Annotated in this window: 18 protein-coding genes; 15 read left to right on the top strand and 3 right to left on the bottom strand. The window is 64.4% G+C overall.

Annotated elements, in window-relative coordinates; genetic code table 11:
* Nucleotides 1–141: 141 nt before the first annotated feature.
* On the bottom strand, nt 142–3,261 hold the full coding sequence (locus tag FAZ69_RS22980; RefSeq protein ID WP_136897396.1) for a ribonuclease E/G: 3,120 nt from the start codon (nt 3,259–3,261) through the stop codon (nt 142–144).
* 721 nt (nt 3,262–3,982) lie between these two features.
* Here FAZ69_RS22980 and FAZ69_RS22975 point away from each other — a divergent pair.
* From FAZ69_RS22975 to FAZ69_RS22960, 4 genes are read left to right on the top strand one after another with little or no spacing between them, the layout of a single operon-like run.
* Nucleotides 3,983–4,984: an RluA family pseudouridine synthase gene (locus FAZ69_RS22975; RefSeq protein ID WP_136897395.1), complete on the top strand. Its 1,002-nt coding sequence runs from the start codon at nt 3,983–3,985 to the stop codon at nt 4,982–4,984.
* Between the two features lie 33 nt (nt 4,985–5,017).
* Nucleotides 5,018–5,677 (top strand): HAD family hydrolase, encoded by a 660-nt coding sequence (locus FAZ69_RS22970; protein WP_136897394.1) that lies wholly within the window; start codon nt 5,018–5,020, stop codon nt 5,675–5,677.
* Nucleotides 5,674–6,078 carry a Rieske (2Fe-2S) protein gene (locus FAZ69_RS22965; protein ID WP_136897393.1) on the top strand — a complete coding sequence of 135 codons (405 nt, stop codon included), beginning with the start codon at nt 5,674–5,676 and terminating at the stop codon, nt 6,076–6,078. The genes FAZ69_RS22970 and FAZ69_RS22965 overlap by 4 nt, the downstream gene beginning before the upstream one ends.
* Before the next feature lie 6 nt (nt 6,079–6,084).
* On the top strand, nt 6,085–7,107 hold the full coding sequence (locus tag FAZ69_RS22960; RefSeq protein ID WP_136897392.1) for a S49 family peptidase: 1,023 nt from the start codon (nt 6,085–6,087) through the stop codon (nt 7,105–7,107).
* 43 nt (nt 7,108–7,150) lie between these two features.
* Here FAZ69_RS22960 and FAZ69_RS22955 read toward each other — a convergent pair whose 3' ends face one another.
* Nucleotides 7,151–7,870 carry an SAM-dependent methyltransferase gene (locus FAZ69_RS22955; protein ID WP_136897391.1) on the bottom strand — a complete coding sequence of 240 codons (720 nt, stop codon included), beginning with the start codon at nt 7,868–7,870 and terminating at the stop codon, nt 7,151–7,153.
* The gene (locus FAZ69_RS22950; protein WP_136897390.1) at nt 7,867–8,481 is read right to left on the bottom strand and encodes a Maf-like protein; all 615 of its coding nucleotides are present in this window, start codon (nt 8,479–8,481) and stop codon (nt 7,867–7,869) included. The genes FAZ69_RS22955 and FAZ69_RS22950 overlap by 4 nt, the downstream gene beginning before the upstream one ends.
* 235 nt (nt 8,482–8,716) lie before the next feature.
* On the opposite strand from FAZ69_RS22950, the gene FAZ69_RS22945 reads away from it, so the two are divergent.
* From FAZ69_RS22945 to FAZ69_RS22890, 11 genes are all read left to right on the top strand, one after another.
* Entirely contained in the window at nt 8,717–9,358 is a 642-nt protein-coding gene (locus FAZ69_RS22945; protein WP_136897389.1) for a DUF177 domain-containing protein, read from the top strand.
* 109 nt (nt 9,359–9,467) lie between these two features.
* Nucleotides 9,468–9,647 carry a 50S ribosomal protein L32 gene (rpmF, locus tag FAZ69_RS22940; RefSeq protein WP_074263835.1) on the top strand — a complete coding sequence of 60 codons (180 nt, stop codon included), beginning with the start codon at nt 9,468–9,470 and terminating at the stop codon, nt 9,645–9,647.
* A 226-nt stretch (nt 9,648–9,873) separates the two neighbouring features.
* Complete coding sequence (plsX, locus tag FAZ69_RS22930) at nt 9,874–10,980, top strand: phosphate acyltransferase PlsX (protein ID WP_136897387.1); 1,107 nt, start codon at nt 9,874–9,876, stop codon at nt 10,978–10,980.
* The gene (locus tag FAZ69_RS22925) at nt 10,980–11,969 is read left to right on the top strand and encodes a beta-ketoacyl-ACP synthase III (protein ID WP_136897386.1); all 990 of its coding nucleotides are present in this window, start codon (nt 10,980–10,982) and stop codon (nt 11,967–11,969) included. The genes plsX and FAZ69_RS22925 overlap by 1 nt, the downstream gene beginning before the upstream one ends.
* A 74-nt stretch (nt 11,970–12,043) precedes the next feature.
* Nucleotides 12,044–12,976 (top strand): ACP S-malonyltransferase, encoded by a 933-nt coding sequence (fabD, locus tag FAZ69_RS22920; protein ID WP_136897385.1) that lies wholly within the window; start codon nt 12,044–12,046, stop codon nt 12,974–12,976.
* A 72-nt stretch (nt 12,977–13,048) separates the two neighbouring features.
* Nucleotides 13,049–13,798 (top strand): 3-oxoacyl-ACP reductase FabG, encoded by a 750-nt coding sequence (gene fabG / locus FAZ69_RS22915; protein WP_136897384.1) that lies wholly within the window; start codon nt 13,049–13,051, stop codon nt 13,796–13,798.
* Nucleotides 13,799–13,947: 149 nt separating this feature from the next.
* Nucleotides 13,948–14,187, top strand: a complete 240-nt coding sequence (gene acpP, locus FAZ69_RS22910; protein WP_004197638.1) for an acyl carrier protein — start codon at nt 13,948–13,950, stop codon at nt 14,185–14,187.
* 179 nt (nt 14,188–14,366) lie between these two features.
* Nucleotides 14,367–15,605, top strand: coding sequence for a beta-ketoacyl-ACP synthase II (fabF, locus tag FAZ69_RS22905; RefSeq protein ID WP_136897383.1), 1,239 nt, complete (start codon nt 14,367–14,369; stop codon nt 15,603–15,605).
* A 4-nt stretch (nt 15,606–15,609) separates the two neighbouring features.
* A complete protein-coding gene (locus FAZ69_RS22900) occupies nt 15,610–16,068 on the top strand; it encodes a hypothetical protein (protein ID WP_136897382.1) in 459 nt (152 codons plus the stop codon).
* Nucleotides 16,069–16,170: 102 nt separating this feature from the next.
* Complete coding sequence (gene rpoE / locus FAZ69_RS22895) at nt 16,171–16,770, top strand: RNA polymerase sigma factor RpoE (RefSeq protein WP_136897381.1); 600 nt, start codon at nt 16,171–16,173, stop codon at nt 16,768–16,770.
* Between the two features lie 92 nt (nt 16,771–16,862).
* Nucleotides 16,863–17,486 (top strand): sigma-E factor negative regulatory protein, encoded by a 624-nt coding sequence (locus tag FAZ69_RS22890; protein ID WP_136897380.1) that lies wholly within the window; start codon nt 16,863–16,865, stop codon nt 17,484–17,486.
* Nucleotide 17,487: the final 1 nt, after the last annotated feature.

Genomic DNA, 17,487 nt, shown 5'->3' with positions numbered 1-17,487 from the left:
TTTTAGCGGATGGGGCGTCGCCCGGCCGGTCGGGCAGCTGGGCTTGGCGGCCATATTCGGGATAACACTCAGAGGGTGCGCGGGCAAGAAAAAGCCCGCCTTGGCGGGGCGGGCTTTTTCGGTACGGCCGAACGGCAGTGCTTAATCGTGCTTGGCCGTTTCCACTTGCTGCATCGGCGCGGTGTCCGCCGGCGGTAGCGGCTTGCGCTCACGCGGCACGCGGGCCGGTTTCACCGCCTGCGCGGCGGCTTCCTGTGCTGCGCGCAGCTTGTCGGCGTTGGTGTTGACCCAGACCAGGCCGGCCGATTCCAGCATCGGCTGCAAGTCCGTCGCCGCCAAGCCGTTCTTGTGTTGCGCTGGAGCATGCGCCACGGCGGGTTCGAGCGGGGCCGGGGCTTCCGTTTGCGTCTCGACAGCGACCGGCGCTGCCTGGGTGACTTCCGCAACCGTTTCGGCTTCGGCCGGCTGAGCGGTGCTTGCCGGCTGCGTTTCCACGGCGGGCGCCGTGAAGTCGTCGGCGGATGCCGGCACGGCGGCTTCGACTGGCGCGGCCGGCATGGCCGGTGCAGGCGCCGGAGCGGCTTCAGCGGCGGGGTGTTGCGGTTCGACGGCAGCTGCTGCCGGGACCGGCTCGGCTTGAACGGCTTCGGCAACCGCTTCGCGCACGGCGTGCGGTGCGGGGGCCTCGGTCAATTCGGTGGCGACCGGTGCCGGGGTCTCGACTGGCGTCACCACCGCCTCGGTTTGCGCGACGGTTTCAACCGGGGCCGGCACTTCGCGCGGTGTAACCACCGGCTCGATGGCATGCGCGTGCTCGGGAGCCGCTGCCGGAACGGCAGCGACTGCGCCCTCGGCTTCGGCGATATCGGCCGCGTGCGTCACGTTCACACCTTCGTCCTCGCGCTCGCGACGGCCGCCACGACGACCGCGGCGGCGGCGGCGGCGTTCTTCACCATCCCGCGCGGCGCCTTCCTGCTCGAACGGTGCGTCGGCTTGGCCAGCGGCGGCGGACGCCGCCGCTGCCTCGTCGGCCGCGAGCGCTTCGCTGCGGGCAGCAGCTTCGGCGGCGACTTCCGGCTGCGGCTTGCGGCGCTCACCGCGTTCCACACGCTCGACGCGTTCGCCGCGCTCGCGACGCTCGCCGCGGTCCTGGCGCTCGCCGCGCGTCGCGGCTTCGGTCTCGCCACGCTCGGCGCGTTCCACACGTTCGCCGCGCTCCTGCTGACGTTCACGGCTCTCGCGGCCTTCGCGCGGCTCGCGACCCTCACGCGGTTCACGGCCTTCGCGTTGCTGCTCGCGCTGATCGCGGCCGCCACGGGCTTCGCGCTGCTCCTTCTGCTCGTCGCGGCGCTGCGACGGCTGGGCCTGACGGCCGCCGATCGCGGTTTCGCCGCGCGCTGCCGCGCCTTCGCGGCCTGCGCCGCCGCGGCGATTGCGATTGCGGTCGCCGCCGCGCTCGCCGGTGCGCTCAGCACGCGCCGGACGCACAGGCTCTTCGATCACAGGCGCCGGAGCGGGCGCTGCAGGCGCCATGCCGAACAGGTTCTTCAGCCAGCCGATGAATCCGCCGCCCGCCGGCGTAACCGCGACAGGCGCGGGCGTGGCGGCGGGAGCCGGCTTCACGGGCGCGCTCGGCGCCGGCTTCTCGGGCGTGATGCCCTTGACCGCCGCTTCCTGCTTCGGCTTCACCTCTTCGGTACGCTTGCTATAGCCGGTTTCCGACTCGAGCTCGCGGGCCGCTTCCTCGGCCATCTTCCAGGATGCGCGCGGGTCGTCGAGGCGCGCGTCGTCGTGACGCAGGCGCTCGAGCTTGTAGTGCGGGGTATCGAGGTGCTTGTTCGGGATCAACACGACGTTGACCTTGAAGCGCGACTCGATCTTGTTGATTTCCTGACGCTTTTCGTTGAGCAGGAAGGCGGTCACCTCGACCGGCACCTGGCAGTGGATCGCCGCGGTGTTTTCCTTCATCGCTTCTTCCTGAATGATCCGCAGCACTTGCAGCGCGGACGATTCGGTGTCGCGGATATGGCCGGTGCCGTTGCAGCGCGGGCAGGTGACGTGGCTGCCCTCGGAGAGCGCCGGACGCAGGCGCTGGCGCGACAGCTCCATCAGGCCGAAGCGCGAGATCTTGCCCATCTGCACGCGCGCGCGGTCGTGCTTGAGCGCATCCTTCAGGCGCTGCTCGACTTCGCGCTGGCTCTTGGCCGATTCCATGTCGATGAAGTCGATCACGATCAGGCCGCCCAGATCGCGCAGGCGCAGCTGGCGGGCGACTTCGTCGGCGGCTTCGAGGTTCGTGCGCGCGGCTGTTTCCTCGATGTCGGCGCCCTTGGTGGCGCGCGCCGAGTTCACGTCGATCGCGACGAGCGCCTCGGTGTGGTCGATCACGATCGCGCCGCCCGACGGCAGCGGCACCGTGCGCGAGTACGCAGTCTCGATCTGGTGCTCGATCTGGAAGCGCGAGAAGAGGGGGACGTCGTCGTGGTAACGCTTGACCTTGTTGACATTGTCCGGCATCACGATATCCATGAAGGCGCGCGCCTGGTCATGGATTTCCGTGGTGTCGATGAGGATTTCGCCGATATCGGGCTGGAAGTAGTCGCGAATCGCGCGGATCACGAGGCTCGATTCGAGATAGATCAGCATCGGCTGGCCGGCCGTGCCGTTTTGCGAGGCGGCTTCGATAGCGCGCCACAGCTGCATCAGGTAGTTCAGGTCCCACTGCAGCTCTTCGGCGGAGCGGCCGATGCCGGCCGTGCGCGCGATGATGCTCATGCCGTCCGGCAATTGCAGTTGCGACATCGTCTCGCGCAGCTCCTGGCGCTCGTCGCCCTCGATCCGGCGCGACACGCCGCCGCCGCGCGGGTTGTTCGGCATCAGCACGAGGTAGCGGCCGGCGAGCGAGATGAACGTGGTGAGGGCGGCGCCCTTGTTGCCGCGCTCTTCCTTCTCGACCTGGACGATCAGCTCCTGGCCTTCGCGCAGCGCGTCCTGGATGCGCGCGGAGCGCATGTCGACGCCTTCCCTGAAGTACTGGCGGGCGACTTCCTTGAACGGCAGGAAGCCGTGGCGGTCTTCGCCGTAGTTGACGAAGCACGCCTCGAGCGACGGCTCGATGCGGGTGACGATCCCTTTGTAGATGTTGCCTTTGCGCTGTTCGCGGCCGGCAGTCTCGATATCGATGTCGATGAGCTTTTGCCCATCGACGATGGCGACGCGCAGTTCTTCCTGCTGCGTCGCATTGAACAGCATGCGTTTCATTGAACGGCTCCAGAGCGGCTGGATACCGGCCGTCGCCGCGCGGTTGCCAGCCGCGCGGCTGCAGGCGGTACGCCGCATCCTTATTGTGTTGTCACGAGCACGCTGGAGCAGGAATGATGGCGGGGAGAATTGCCTGAAGGGGCTGGGCCCTAAACATGGACCGCAAGCCGCAAGGGCGCTGCGAACACGGCTTCAAAAAACGGCAGCGACACGCCGTGCGCCTCGAGCCGCTCGGCGCATGAACGCCGCGACTGGCGTCGCACAATGCTTGCGCGATTGTCGGCCGGGTGTGCGCTGCGCGGTAGCGCCGCAGAAACCCGACCAACGCTCGAAGGCCGCGCAGGGTGTCTCGCTCGTTTTGACGTCGCCAAGTCCCGCGCTCTCTGCGGGACACATCCGGGCGCACGCCGTTTTTTCGCAATGGGGAGCCTCGTGTTGCTGATATCGCTTGATCCCGAGGCTCGCCAGATAAATTCTTTTTTACCAAAATTCCGTTACCGTCGGAGCCGATCCTGACCGAACGCGCCTGTGGGCGCCGTCCCTGCCGGGCGCAGGTTCCGTGCGTGCAACTCGTTGCTTCTCGTTTTTTAAGGGCGAGCAACCAGCCCTCGGTGCAAGTAAGCAAGTAAAATAACGATTTCCCGCTTGCACCTCTTGCAATCCGCCCGGTTTCCGGCAAACGCGCCGTCCACCGCAGACTGCTGGGCAAATTATATTCAGAATGAATGAGTTAGGCAAAACATCCCAGAATTCAGTCGCAAGCGACCAAGTCTCGATGATACATATCGACGACGGTTCCGCGGGGCAGCGTATCGATAATTTTTTGCTGCGCATCTGCAAGGGTGTGCCGAAAAGTCATATTTACCGCATCCTGCGCAGCGGCGAAGTGCGCGTGAACAAGGGACGGGTCGACGCGAAATACCGGCTGGCGTACGGCGACGTCGTGCGCGTGCCGCCGGTGCGCGTCGCGCGCGATTTTTCGGAAGACTTCGCGGCGCCAGTGCCGGCTGCCCATTTCGACATCTTGTTCGAGGACGAGCACCTGCTCGTGATCGACAAGCCGGCCGGCGTCGCGGTACACGGCGGCAGCGGGGTCGCCTTCGGCGTGATCGAGCAGATGCGCGAGGCGCGGCCGCAGGGCAAGTTCCTCGAGCTGGTGCATCGGCTGGATCGCGAGACCTCGGGGGTCCTGATGCTCGCCAAGAAGCGCGCAGCGCTCGTCGGTCTGCACGAGCAGATCCGCGACAGCCAAATGGACAAACGCTACTACGCCTGCGTGCATGGCGAGTGGTCGAGCGACTGGGGGCGGCGGCGCGCGGTCAAGGAGCCGCTTCACAAGTATTCGACCCCCGACGGCGAGCGGCGCGTGCGCGTCCAGGCTGACGGCCTGCCTTCGCATACGGTGTTCAACCTCATTGACCGCTGGCCCGGGTACGCGCTGCTCGAAGCGGAACTGAAGACGGGGCGTACCCATCAGATTCGCGTGCACCTGGCGCATCTTGGCTTGCCGATCGTCGGCGATGCGAAGTACGGCGATTTCGCGCTAAACAAGGCGCTGGCCCGGGCGAACGCCCGGCCGGGGATCAAGCGGATGTTCCTGCACGCGCACCGGCTGCGCCTCGTGCATCCGGTCACCGGCGAGCCGCTGCAGTTCGAGGCGCCGCTGCCCGCCGACTGCCGCAGCTTCATCGACCAGTTGACTGAGCTGCGCGGCGCACACTGAACCGTAAGAAAAAAGGGACGAGGACCGACACGCATGGCCCGACAGCAATTTGACCTGATCGTCTTCGACTGGGACGGCACGCTGATGAATTCGACTGCGCACATCACGCGCAGCATTCAGGCTGCGTGCCGCGATCTCGGCCTGCCGGTACCCGCCGACGAGGCGGCGAGCTACGTGATCGGCCTGGGCTTGCGCGACGCGCTGCAGATCGCCGCGCCGACGCTCGATCCGTCGGAATATCCGCGCCTCGCCGAGCGCTATCGCTACCACTATCTTGCGAAGGACCAGTACCAGGAGCTGTTCGTGGGCGTGCGCGAGATGCTTCAGGAGCTGCGCGACGTCGGCTATCTGCTGGGCGTCGCGACTGGCAAGAGTCGCGTTGGGTTGAATCGTGCGCTCGACCAGATGCACCTGACGAGCCTCTTCGACGGCACCCGCTGTGCGGACGAAACGTTCTCGAAGCCGCATCCGGCCATGCTTCAGGAGCTGACCCGCGAATTGGGGCAGGATCTCGATCGCACGGTGATGATCGGCGACACGACTCACGATCTGCAGATGGCGACCAACGCAGGCGCGGCGAGCGTGGCCGTGACCTACGGCGCTCATCCCGCCGAGGCGCTGGCTGCGCTCGAGCCGCGTTTCGTCGCCGATTCCGTCACGTCGCTCGCGGCGTGGCTCAGGGAGTACGCATGAGCGAGGCGGCGGTGGAGCCGGTGCGCGTCTGCCCGTCCGACGAACTCGTCGACGGCGGGGCGGGCGTGCGCCTGACGGCTTCCTATCTGGGTGGCGAGGCGGTCGTGTTCTTCGTGCGCTACGACGGCCAGGCCTACGGTTACCTGAACCGCTGCGCCCATGTGCCGATGGAGCTCGACTGGGTGGAAGGGCAGTTCTTCGAATCGTCAGGGTTATACTTGATGTGCGCCACTCACGGCGCGATCTACGCGCCGGACACGGGGCGCTGCATCGGCGGCCCGTGCCGTGGCGGCAGGCTGCGTCCCGTTCGGGTCGACGAGCGGGATACGCCGGAAGGCCGCGCTGTATTCTGGCTGCCCGACGGCGACTTGCGTCCGGCCACCCATCGAATTCCAGATTGACCGAGCATGGCCGACAACCTCCATCCCGACTCAAGCGAATCTTCCGGTCCCCCCTCGGCGCCTGATAACAGCGGTGCGCGCGCCAAAGAGCGCGAGCCGAACTGGGAGCGCGCGGCGCTCGAGCGCATCGCGCTGGCCGCGATCAACGAGCAGCGCGCGGCGCGCCGCTGGAAGATCTTTTTCCGGTTTGCCTTCCTCGCGGTGCTGATGATCGTTGCATGGGGGCTCGTGGATTTCTCCGGCGACAAGGTCTCGACGACCGGCCGCCACACCGCGCTCGTCTCGCTCGACGGCGAGATTTCGTCGGGTACCAACGCGAACGCCGAAGACATCAACACGGCGCTGGACAACGCTTTCGACGACGACGGCACGGTCGGCGTGATCCTGCGCATCAACAGCCCTGGCGGCAGTCCGGTGCAGGCGGGCATCATCAACCGCGAGATCCGCCGGCTGCGCGCCAAGTACCCGGGCAAGCCGTTCTACGTGGTGGTCGGCGACATGTGCGCGTCGGGCGGCTATTACGTGGCCGCCGCGGCCGACAAGATCTATGTCGACAAGGCGAGCATCGTCGGCTCGATCGGCGTGCTGATGGACGGCTTCGGGTTCACGGGCCTGATGGACAAGCTCGGCATCCAGCGGCGCCTGCGCACGTCGGGAGAAAACAAGGGGTTCTACGACCCGTTCTCGCCCGATACCCCGGCGATGGACGCGCACGCGCAAGCCATGCTCGACCAGATCCACCAGCAATTCATCGACGCGGTGCGCGAGGGGCGCGGCAAGCGCCTGCGCGAGACGCCCGAAATCTTCTCCGGGCTGTTCTGGACTGGAGAGAAGAGCGTCGAGCTGGGCTTGGCCGACGGCTTCGGCGATACCGACTATGTCGCACGCGAAGTCATCAAGGCGCCGGATCTCGTCGATTACACGGTGAAGGAAAGCATTACCGATCGCGTCGCGCGGAAGTTCGGCGCTTCCGTTGGCAATGCCGCCGTGCATGCGTTGCTGCTCGGCGGGAAATTGCAATTGCGCTGAGGCGCATCGCCGGGCCTTGCGGGCGGCCCGGCGTAGGCTGTTGTCAAGCTGCCAGCAGCAGGAAGATCGCCGGCCGCTTGTGCAAGTCGAGCGTCGGCGCTTTTTTCCACTCGGCAGCCGGGCGGCTCGCGATCGTCTCCGTTTCCAGCGTCAGGTCTGCTGCTACGCAAATGAGCGTCGACGGCGCGCACGTTGCGATCAGCGTATCGAGGAGCGCACGGTTGCGGTAGGGTGTTTCGATGAAAATCTGCGTTTGCTTTGCCTTGCGCGACTGCTGCTCCAAATCTCGCAGGCGCTTTGCCCGCTCCGCCGGATCGACCGGCAAATAGCCATGGAACGCAAAGCTCTGGCCGTTCAGGCCCGAGGCCATCAGCGCAAGCAGGATCGAGCTCGGGCCGACGAGCGGCACGACTTTGACGCCGCGCTCGTGGGCGCGCCGTACGAGCAAGGCGCCGGGATCGGCGACGGCCGGGCAGCCGGCTTCCGAGACCAGCCCCGCATCGGCTCCGGCCAGGACCGGTGCGAGCAGGCGGTCGATTTCGCCCGCGGGGGTGTTGACGTTCAATTCGCGAATTTCGATTTCCTGGATCGGCTTTTCCGTGCCGACTTTCTTGAGAAACGCGCGGGTAGTCTTCGCGTTTTCGCCGATGTAGTAGCCGAGCGTGGCGGCGCGCGATCGCACGGCTGCTGGCAGGACGGCGGCGAGCGCGTCGGCGTCGCCTTCGCCGAGCGTATTCGGGATCAGATAGAGGACGCCGCTCATTGCGCACCCCGCAACAGGGGATAGCCTGCCGTACGCAGCATGCGGGTCAGCGCGATCAGTGGCAGGCCGACGAGCGCGGTCGGGTCGCTGGAGTCGATCGCGTCGAGAAGCGCGATGCCGAGTCCTTCGGACTTGGCGCTGCCGGCGACGTCGTATGGCGTCTCGGCGCGCAGATAGGCATCGAGCTCGGCGTCGGAAAGATCGCGAAACCGGACCCGCGTGATCACATCTTCGACCTGCGTGGAACCGTCGCGGCTATTTAGCAGGCACAGGGCGCTATGGAATTCGACTTCGCGTCCGCGCATGGTTCGCAATTGAGCGAGCGCTTTTTCGTGCGTGCCGGGCTTGCCGATCTGGTTGCCGCCGAACGTGGCGACCTGGTCCGAGCCGATCACCAGCGCGTGGTCCCCGGCGCCTGCCGCGACGGCGCGCGCCTTCGCTTCGGCGAGCCGCAGCGCGGTGGTGGCTGGCGTTTCGCCGACAAGCGGGGTTTCGTCGATGGCGGGCACGGCCATTTCATAAGGGAGGCGAAGGCGTTCGAGCAGTTCGCGGCGATAGCGGGAGCTGGAAGCGAGGATCAGCCGAGGAGGGTGTTCGAGGGAATCCGGCATGGTCTGAAGGCGATTGGGATGACAGGCGAAAGCAGCGCGCGCAGTGTGCCCTTAAGTATTTGACTCGTAAAGGTAAAGCGGATATGATGCTGGGCTTTTCATCGATGTGCTATGCGCGCGTGAATGCAATTTCCTTACCGGATTGCCCTTTGGCGCTCGTCAGCATGCCGATAAATCTGGTTTAACCCGCCGGCCGAGAGGTTTGAGTCTGGCTCGAAGCGAGACAGGAGCGCACATGACCGAACATCCTGGCAAACCTGTTGGCGCCGTCGACCCGCGTGAATTCGATGTATTCGAGTTCGCTCGCAGTGGGCGGCAGGCTGCGGGTGCCGTGCGCGTGTCGCAACTGCCGCGCATGTTAAACGAAGTCCCTGAGGAAGCGCCAGATCGCGACACTGTGTTCACCTGGCAAGCCGAAGGTTCGACGCAGCCGGAATTGCAGGACGACGGCACCGAAGGGCAGCAGCCTTATCTGCGGCTCGCCGTGCACGGGTCCGCGTGGCTCGAATGTCAGCGCTGCCTCTCGCCATACGAGCAGGCGTTCGATATCGACGCGACTTACCGGCTCGCGGCCACCGAGGCGGAAGTGGAGGAGTTTCCGCTCGACGACGATGAAGTCGATGTGATCGTAGGCTCGCGCCAGTTCGATCTCGTCGACTTGATCGAAGAGGATCTGCTGCTTGCTCTTCCGCTGGTGCCGAAGCACGAGGTGTGTCCGCAGGTGCACGAGAGTCTCGTCTCGGGCGTCGGCGGAGCCGACGAGGACGAGGATGCCGAAGAATCATCGGATGAGCCCGATGGCGAATCCGACAAGCCGAATCCGTTCGCTGCGCTCGAAGCGCTAAAGCGCGGCGGCCCCGATGGTCAAAAGCATTGAAGGCATCAAAGAGTTGCAGGAGTAGCGCGATTGGGCGCCCTGGCCATCCGGCCAGTGGCTATGCCCCAGTCGGGCTGTGTTAGAATTCGGAAAATTTTTAGGAGTTACCATGGCAGTCCAACAAAACAAGAAGTCGCCGTCGAAGCGCGGCATGCACCGCTCGCACGATTTTCTGAGCGCTGCGCCTCTGGCCGTCGAGCCGAGCACCGGTGAAGTGCATCTGCGTCACCACGTCAGCCCGAATGGCTACTACCGCGGCAAGAAAGTCGTCAAGACGAAGAACGACTAATCGTTTCAGCGCGCGGCATCCGCTGTATTCATCAGTGGTTTCGCGCGCGGCGATCGGCTCGCTTGACATTTTCCCGGCTCGGCAAAAAGGCGGCATTCAATTGCCGCTTTTTTGTGTCGATCGGAGTTGTTGGTGCTTCAGTACTTACTCCGGTCCGATGCATCGCAGTTAGCGCTTTAGCGGTTACTGCGATCCCATGCAGAGCGCCTGAAATTCGTCGCACTCCATGACCATAAAGCTCACGATTGATTGCATGGGAGGCGACCACGGCCCATCCGTGACCGTTCCCGCGGCCGTCAATTTCGTTCGTTCGCATCCCGATGCGCAGCTCATGCTCGTCGGCATCGAAACGGCGATTCGTGCCCAACTCAAGAAGTGTAAAGCACTGGATGAAGCGGCGCTGATCGTTGTTCCGGCCTCCGAAGTGGTCGAGATGGACGATCCTGTGGAAGTCGCGCTGCGCAAGAAAAAAGACTCGTCGATGCGCGTCGCGCTCAACCGCGTCAAGGAAGAAGAAGCGCAGGCCTGCATCTCAGCCGGCAACACTGGGGCGCTGATGGCCGTTTCCCGCTATGTGCTGAAAACGCTGCCCGGCATCGAGCGCCCGGCGATTGCATCCGCGCTGCCGAATCTGGCCGGCTACACAACGATGCTGGATCTCGGCGCCAACGTCGATTGCGAGCCTCAGCACCTGCTGCAGTTTGCCGAGATGGGGCATGCGCTCGTGTCCGCGCTCGAAGGCAAGGAGCGGCCGACGATCGGTCTCCTCAACATCGGCGAAGAAGTCATCAAGGGCAACGACACGATCAAGCGTGCGGGCGAGTTGCTGCGTACGAGCACGCTGAACTTCCGCGGCAACGTCGAAGGCAACGATATCTACAAAGGCACGGTCGACGTCATCGTTTGCGACGGTTTCGTCGGCAACGTCGCGCTGAAGACGTCGGAAGGCCTCGCGCAGATGCTCGCCGGGATCATTCGCGAGGAATTCGGCCGCTCACTGCTCTCCAAGCTGATGGCGCTCATCGCGATGCCGGTATTGATGCGCTTCAAGAAACGCGTCGACCCCCGGCGGTACAACGGCGCGGCGCTCCTCGGCCTGCGCGGCCTCGTCATCAAGAGTCACGGCTCCGCGGATGCTTACTCGTTTGAGCGAGCTATCAAACGCGGGTATGATGCCGTCAAAAACGGCGTGCTGGAGCGCCTCGTGCGCGCGATGGAGGAGAACGCGTCCCCCCTCGAGCAGGCGGCGCGCGACGCAAACGGTGCGGGTTACGCAAGCCCTGCCGCCGGCCAGCCAGCCGAGCCCTACGCAGCGCAATCCTCGAAGGCATAATGGCTCAATCGAAAATTTATTCCCGCGTGCTCGGCACGGGCAGCTATCTGCCGCCTGGCCGCGTCACGAATCAGGAGTTGGCGGATCGTCTCGCCAAGAACGGCATCGAGACGAGTGACGAATGGATCGTTGCCCGGACGGGCATCCATGCGCGTCATTTCGCCGAACCCCATGTGACTACGAGCGATCTCGCGCTGATCGCCTCGCAACGCGCGATCGAAGCGGCGGACATCGATCCGCAGTCCATCGACCTCATCATCGTCGCCACGTCCACGCCCGATTTCGTGTTTCCGAGTTCGGCGTGCCTGTTGCAGAACAAGCTCGGCATCAAGAACAACGGCGCCGCCTTCGACGTGCAGGCAGTCTGCTCGGGCTTCGCGTATGCGCTCTCGACGGCCGACAACTTCATCAAGAGCGGGCAGCACCGCACGGCGCTCGTCGTCGGCGCGGAAACGTTCTCGCGAATTCTCGACTTCAACGACCGCACGACTTGCGTGCTGTTCGGCGACGGCGCCGGCGCCGTGCTGCTGCAGGCGTCGGATGAGCCGGGCGTGCTCGCGAGTGCGCTGCATGCCGACGGTAGCCATTCGGACATTCTCTGCACGCCGGGTCACGTGAACGGCGGCGTCGTTGCGGGTAGCGCATTCCTGCATATGGACGGCCAGGCGGTGTTCAAGCTCGCCGTCAACGTGCTCGAGAAGGTCGCGATCGAGGCCTTGAACAAGGCCGATCTGGCTCCGGAACAGGTCGATTGGCTGATTCCGCACCAGGCCAATATCCGTATCATGACCAGTACCTGCCGCAAGCTCGGCTTGCCGCAGGAGCGGATGGTCGTCACGGTGGGCGAGCACGGTAATACCTCGGCCGCGTCCATCCCGCTCGCGCTCGACGTCGCGGTTCGCGACGGGCGCATCAAGCGCGGTCAGAACGTGCTGATCGAAGGCGTCGGTGGCGGCTTTACCTGGGGTGCATCCGTCCTTCGCTACTGATGGCGGTCGCGCGCGCCCGCAGCGGCGCCGCTGCGCGTACGCTTGACTCACCGAATTCACAAATTGGGGACGATATGAAATTTGCGTTCGTTTTTCCTGGGCAGGGCTCGCAGTCGGTCGGCATGCTCAACGCATTCGCCGATCTCGCCATCGTGCGCGAGACCGTTCAGGAAGCGTCCGACGCACTCGGCCAGGATCTCGGCAAGCTGATCGCCGAAGGCCCGGCCGACGATCTGAATCTCACGACGAATACCCAGCCCGTCATGCTGACCGCCGCTTACGCGTGCCATCGCGCGTGGCAGCAGGCCGGCGGCCCGGCACCGTTGATCGTTGCGGGGCACAGCCTCGGCGAATATACGGCGCTGGTTGCGGCGGGCGCGCTCAAGTTTCGAGATGCGGTGCCGCTCGTGCGCTTTCGTGCGCAAGCGATGCAGACGGCGGTGCCGGTTGGTGTCGGCGGCATGGCGGCGATCCTCGGCCTTGATGACGACACCGTGCGCGCGGCATGTGCCGAAGCGTCGGGCGAGGGCGTCGTCGAAGCGGTCAATTTCAATGCGCCGGCGCAGGTCGTGATCGCTGGGAACAAGACCGCGGTCGAGAAAGCGTGCGAAATCGCCAAGGCCAAGGGTGCGAAACGCGCGCTGCCGCTGCCGGTCTCGGCGCCGTTCCACTCGTCGCTGCTCAAGCCGGCTTCGGACCAGTTGCGCGAATACCTGGCCGGCGTCGAAGTCAACGTGCCGCAGATCCCGGTCGTGAACAACGTGGACGTTGCGCAGGTCGTCGAGCCGGCTGCAATCAAGGACGCGCTGGTGCGTCAGGCTGCGGGCCCGGTGCGCTGGGTCGAATGCGTGCACGCGATCGCCAAGCAAGGCGCGACGCACGTGATCGAGTGCGGTCCGGGCAAGGTGCTCGCAGGGCTGACGAAGCGCATCGACGGCGCCCTGGTTGGCGGTGCGATCACCGATCCGGCATCGCTCGACGAAATGCTGAGGCTGGTTTCGGCTTGAGTTGCATCAAGCAATATCGACAATCGCCGGGGCGGAGTCCAATTCGCCCGCAGGCAGGCAATCCGGATGAACATGGCAAAGACTCTCGATAAACAGATCGCAATCGTGACGGGCGCATCGCGCGGCATTGGCCGCGCCATCGCGCTGGAGCTGGCGCGTCAAGGCGCGACCGTGATTGGCACCGCGACGAGCGAGTCCGGCGCGAGCGGCATCAGCGAAGCGTTCGCGAGCGAAGATCTCGCGGGCCGCGGTGCGGTGTTGAACGTCAACGATGCGGCTGCGGTGGAAGCGCTCATCGAGGCGACGGTGAAGGAGTTCGGCGCGCTGAACGTACTCGTCAACAACGCGGGCATCACCCAGGATCAACTTGCGATGCGCATGAAGGACGAAGACTGGGACGCGGTGATCGACACTAACCTGAAGGCTGTCTTCCGCTTGTCGCGCGCGGTGCTGCGCCCAATGATGAAGGCGCGCGGAGGCCGGATCATCAACATCACTTCGGTGGTCGGCTCCGCCGGCAATCCGGGGCAAGTCAACTATGCGGCGGCCAAGGCCGGTGTCGCGGGAATGACGCGCGCGCTGGCGCGCGAAATCGGCAGCCGCAACATCACCGTGAATTGCGTCGCACCGGGTTTCATCGACACCGACATGACGAAGGTCCTGCCGGAAGAGCAGCAAACCGCGCTGAAGGCGCAAATTCCGCTGGGCCGTCTGGGCAGCCCGGATGACATCGCGCACGCCGTCGCTTTCCTAGCATCGCCGCAGGCCGGATACATCACCGGCACGACGTTGCACGTGAACGGCGGCATGTTCATGTCGTAACGAAATTCGTTTATTATCCGCGCCTTGGTACGTTCGCAAGAACACTTGGCGCCAGCCTTACCACGCACCTTGTGCGCGCTTTTTTGCTTGAGCAAACCTGATAAAATGCGCGCACTCGTATTTTTGAACTACTTTCCCTCGGAGGGGTGATGGACAATATCGAACAGCGCGTCAAGAAGATCGTCGCAGAACAACTGGGCGTCGCCGAAGCTGAGATCAAGAACGAAGCGTCGTTCGTGAATGACCTCGGCGCAGACTCGCTGGACACGGTCGAGCTCGTGATGGCGCTGGAAGACGAATTCGGCATGGAAATTCCGGATGAGGAAGCCGAGAAGATCACGACCGTCCAGCAAGCGATCGACTACGCTCGCGCCAACGTCAAGGCGTAACGTCCGCTGCACGGCAAGTTACGCGCTCGTTGCCACGTTGGCTGCGCTTGACGCGTTGACACGTCGGCTGCCGCACAGGTGCCGCGTGGGTACCGAACTAACAGCCACAGGGCTTACAGGGCAACATCCTGTGGCCGCTGTGGCTTTTGTTTTTGTCATTCTATGGAAAAGGGGTTACCGTGAGCCGCCGTCGTGTTGTTGTTACTGGCCTCGGGCTGATTTCGCCTATTGGCAATAATGTTGCCGACGGCTGGGCCAATCTGGTGGCCGGCAAGTCCGGCATCGCCAACATCACGAAGTTCGACGCAACGAACTTCTCGACCCGTTTCGCTGGCGAGGTCAAGGGCTTCAATATCGAAGACTACATCCCGGCAAAAGAAGCACGCCACATGGATACCTTCATCCATTACGGCGTGGCCGCAGGCATCCAGGCGATGCAGGACAGCGGCTTCGAAGTCACCGAGGAGAATGCGGAACGTGTCGGCGTCGTCGTCGGCTCGGGCATCGGCGGCCTGCCTATGATCGAGGCCACGCAGACGGAGTTGCTCAATCGCGGTCCGCGCCGGATTTCCCCGTTCTTCGTGCCGGCTTCGATCATCAACATGATCTCCGGCCATCTGTCGATCAAGTTCGGCTTCAAGGGCCCGAATCTTTCGATCGTCACGGCCTGCACCACCGGGCTGCATTGCATCGGCGAAGCGTCGCGGCTGATCGAGTACGGCGATGCCGACGTGATGATCGCGGGTGGAGCCGAGTCGACCGTGTCGCCTCTCGGCATCGGCGGCTTCGCGGCGGCGCGGGCGCTGTCGCAGCGCAACGACGATCCGGCCACGGCGAGCCGTCCCTGGGACAAGGACCGCGACGGCTTCGTGCTCGGCGAGGGCGCCGGCGTGATGGTGCTCGAGGAATACGAGCATGCTAAGGCGCGCGGCGCGAAGATCTACGCGGAAATCGGCGGCTACGGGATGAGCGGCGACGCCTATCACATGACCGCCCCGCTGGAAGACGGCGACGGCGCGCGCCGCTGCATGTTGGCCGCGATGAAGAACGCAGGCGTCAACGGCGACCAGGTGAACTACCTCAATGCGCACGGCACGTCGACGCCGCTCGGTGACCTGGCCGAGACGACCGGCATCAAGCGCGCGTTCGGCGATCATGCGAAGAAGCTGGTCGTGAACTCGACAAAGTCGATGACCGGGCACCTGCTCGGCGGCGCGGGCGGCCTGGAATCGGTGTATACCGTGCTGGCCGTGCACAATCAGGTGTCGCCGCCGACCATCAACATCCTCAACCAGGACCCGGAATGCGATCTCGACTACTGCGCGAACACGGCGCGGGAGATGAAGATCGACGTTGCGCTGAAGAACTCGTTCGGGTTCGGCGGCACGAACGGCACGCTGGTGATCAAGCGCGTCTGAGTCCTTGACTGGCGATCCGCACGTTGAGTCCCATGCCGGATCGCCGCAGCCCATTATGCTGCGGCGATCCACCGCGCTGCGCGTGGCGATGGCCGCGTTTGCACTTCTCGTTTCCTGCGCGGTCTGCGGGGCAGCCGCACCACACTGCGGCATCTTGCAAGCAGTGGGGTTTGCGGTCGCAACGCTCGCGATCCTGATGTTGGGCATGCTCGCCTACGAGCGCCGGCAACCCTTCGTTCTTAAAATCGGGCCGGATGGTGTTGCGGCTTTCAGTCGCGCTGGTGAGGCGTTGCTCGCGGGGCACATCGTGGGCTTTTCGCAGTGGCCCCATCTCTTTCTCGTCATGGCGATTGCCGGCTGCGACGGAAAAGGGCGAGTCCACCCGCTTCTGATTCCGGCCGATTCCCTGTCTCCCGATTCATTTCGCGAGCTGGCTGTGAAGGCCCGTCGCGGCGCGCGCTGAGCTGTAACGACTGTAACGCCTGTAACGCGCGTAACGCCGGGCAATCTTGGGGACGCTACAATAGCGCTCCGCGGGGCACTCCACAGTGAACGGATTTATCAGGTGAGCGAAAAAGAAATTGATCAGGTCTTGGTCGAGCGCGTCCAGAAGGGCGACAAGGCGGCGTTCGAACTGCTGGTCACCAAATACCACCGCAAGATCATTCGGCTGATCTCGCGCCTCGTCCGGGATCCGGCCGAGGTCGAGGACGTGGCCCAGGATGCCTTCATCAAGGCGTATCGCGCACTGCCTCAGTTTCGCGGCGAATCGGCGTTCTATACGTGGTTGTACCGGATTGCGGTCAATACCGCCAAGAATTACCTTGCGACCCAGGGTCGGCGGGCGCCCACTTCGACTGAAGCGGATGCCGAGGAAGCTGAAACTTTCTCGGATGCCGACCAACTAAGGGATATCAACACGCCCGAGTCGATGTTGATGAGCAAGCAGATCGCACAGACGGTCAATGCTGCGATGGCGGTTTTACCGGAAGAGCTGCGCACCGCCATTACTCTTCGTGAAATTGAAGGTCTGAGCTACGAAGAAATCGCCGAAATGATGGGGTGCCCGATCGGCACCGTCAGGTCGCGTATTTTTCGTGCTCGCGAAGCCATTGCGGCGAAATTGCGTCCCTTGCTGGACACACCCGAGGGCAAACGCTGGTAGAGCGAGGCTGACCGGCGGTGCTGACAGGGGCAGGGCGCAAGTAACTGGGTTAGGTGGTGTCACTACGGGGTGTCGTAAGAATGGGGAGCATCATGGGGTCGGTCTCGATGCAATCGCAAGCGTGCTCGCGAAGCGAGCACCTGTCCGCTTTTGTCGACGGTGAGTCGCTGGGCGAAATCGAGGGTTTGGGTCATTTCCTTTCCGAATTGAATAGCGAAGATCGCGCCGCATGGTCGAGCTACCACCTGATCGGCGACGCGCTGCGTTCCGACGACTTGGCGGTGAGTCCGGCAACGAGCAGCGCGTTTCTCGCAGGATTTGCGTTGCGCCTCGAAGCCGAGCCACACGTGCTCGCGCCGGCCGCGCTGCCGGCGTCGAAGAAACGGCTATCGGCACTGCGCCGCCGCGTGGTGCCCGTGTTCGCCGTGGCGGCTGCCGCGGCGACGTTGACGTGGATTGTCGTGCCGCAACTGCAGCGTGTGGATGGCGCGTCCGCTGGCGTGCAGATGGCGTCGGTGGGATCGGACGCCGTGCAGCGCGTCGCGATGGCGCCCGTGCCGACGGGCACGGAGCGTCCCGCGCAAGACACGAACATCATCCGCGATGCGAGCCTCGACCAATATCTGGAAGCGCATCAGCAATTCGCCCAGCAACCGGTCGTGCCGGGCTCGATGCCGCTGATCCGTGCGGCTGCTGTCACTACGCAGGGCCAATAGA

The organism is Trinickia terrae (genome assembly GCF_005144415.1).
GTDB classification, from domain to species: Bacteria; Pseudomonadota; Gammaproteobacteria; order Burkholderiales; family Burkholderiaceae; genus Trinickia_A; species Trinickia_A terrae.
Note: the sequence above shows the minus strand (reverse complement) of the source record. Positions and strands in the feature narration are given on the sequence as shown.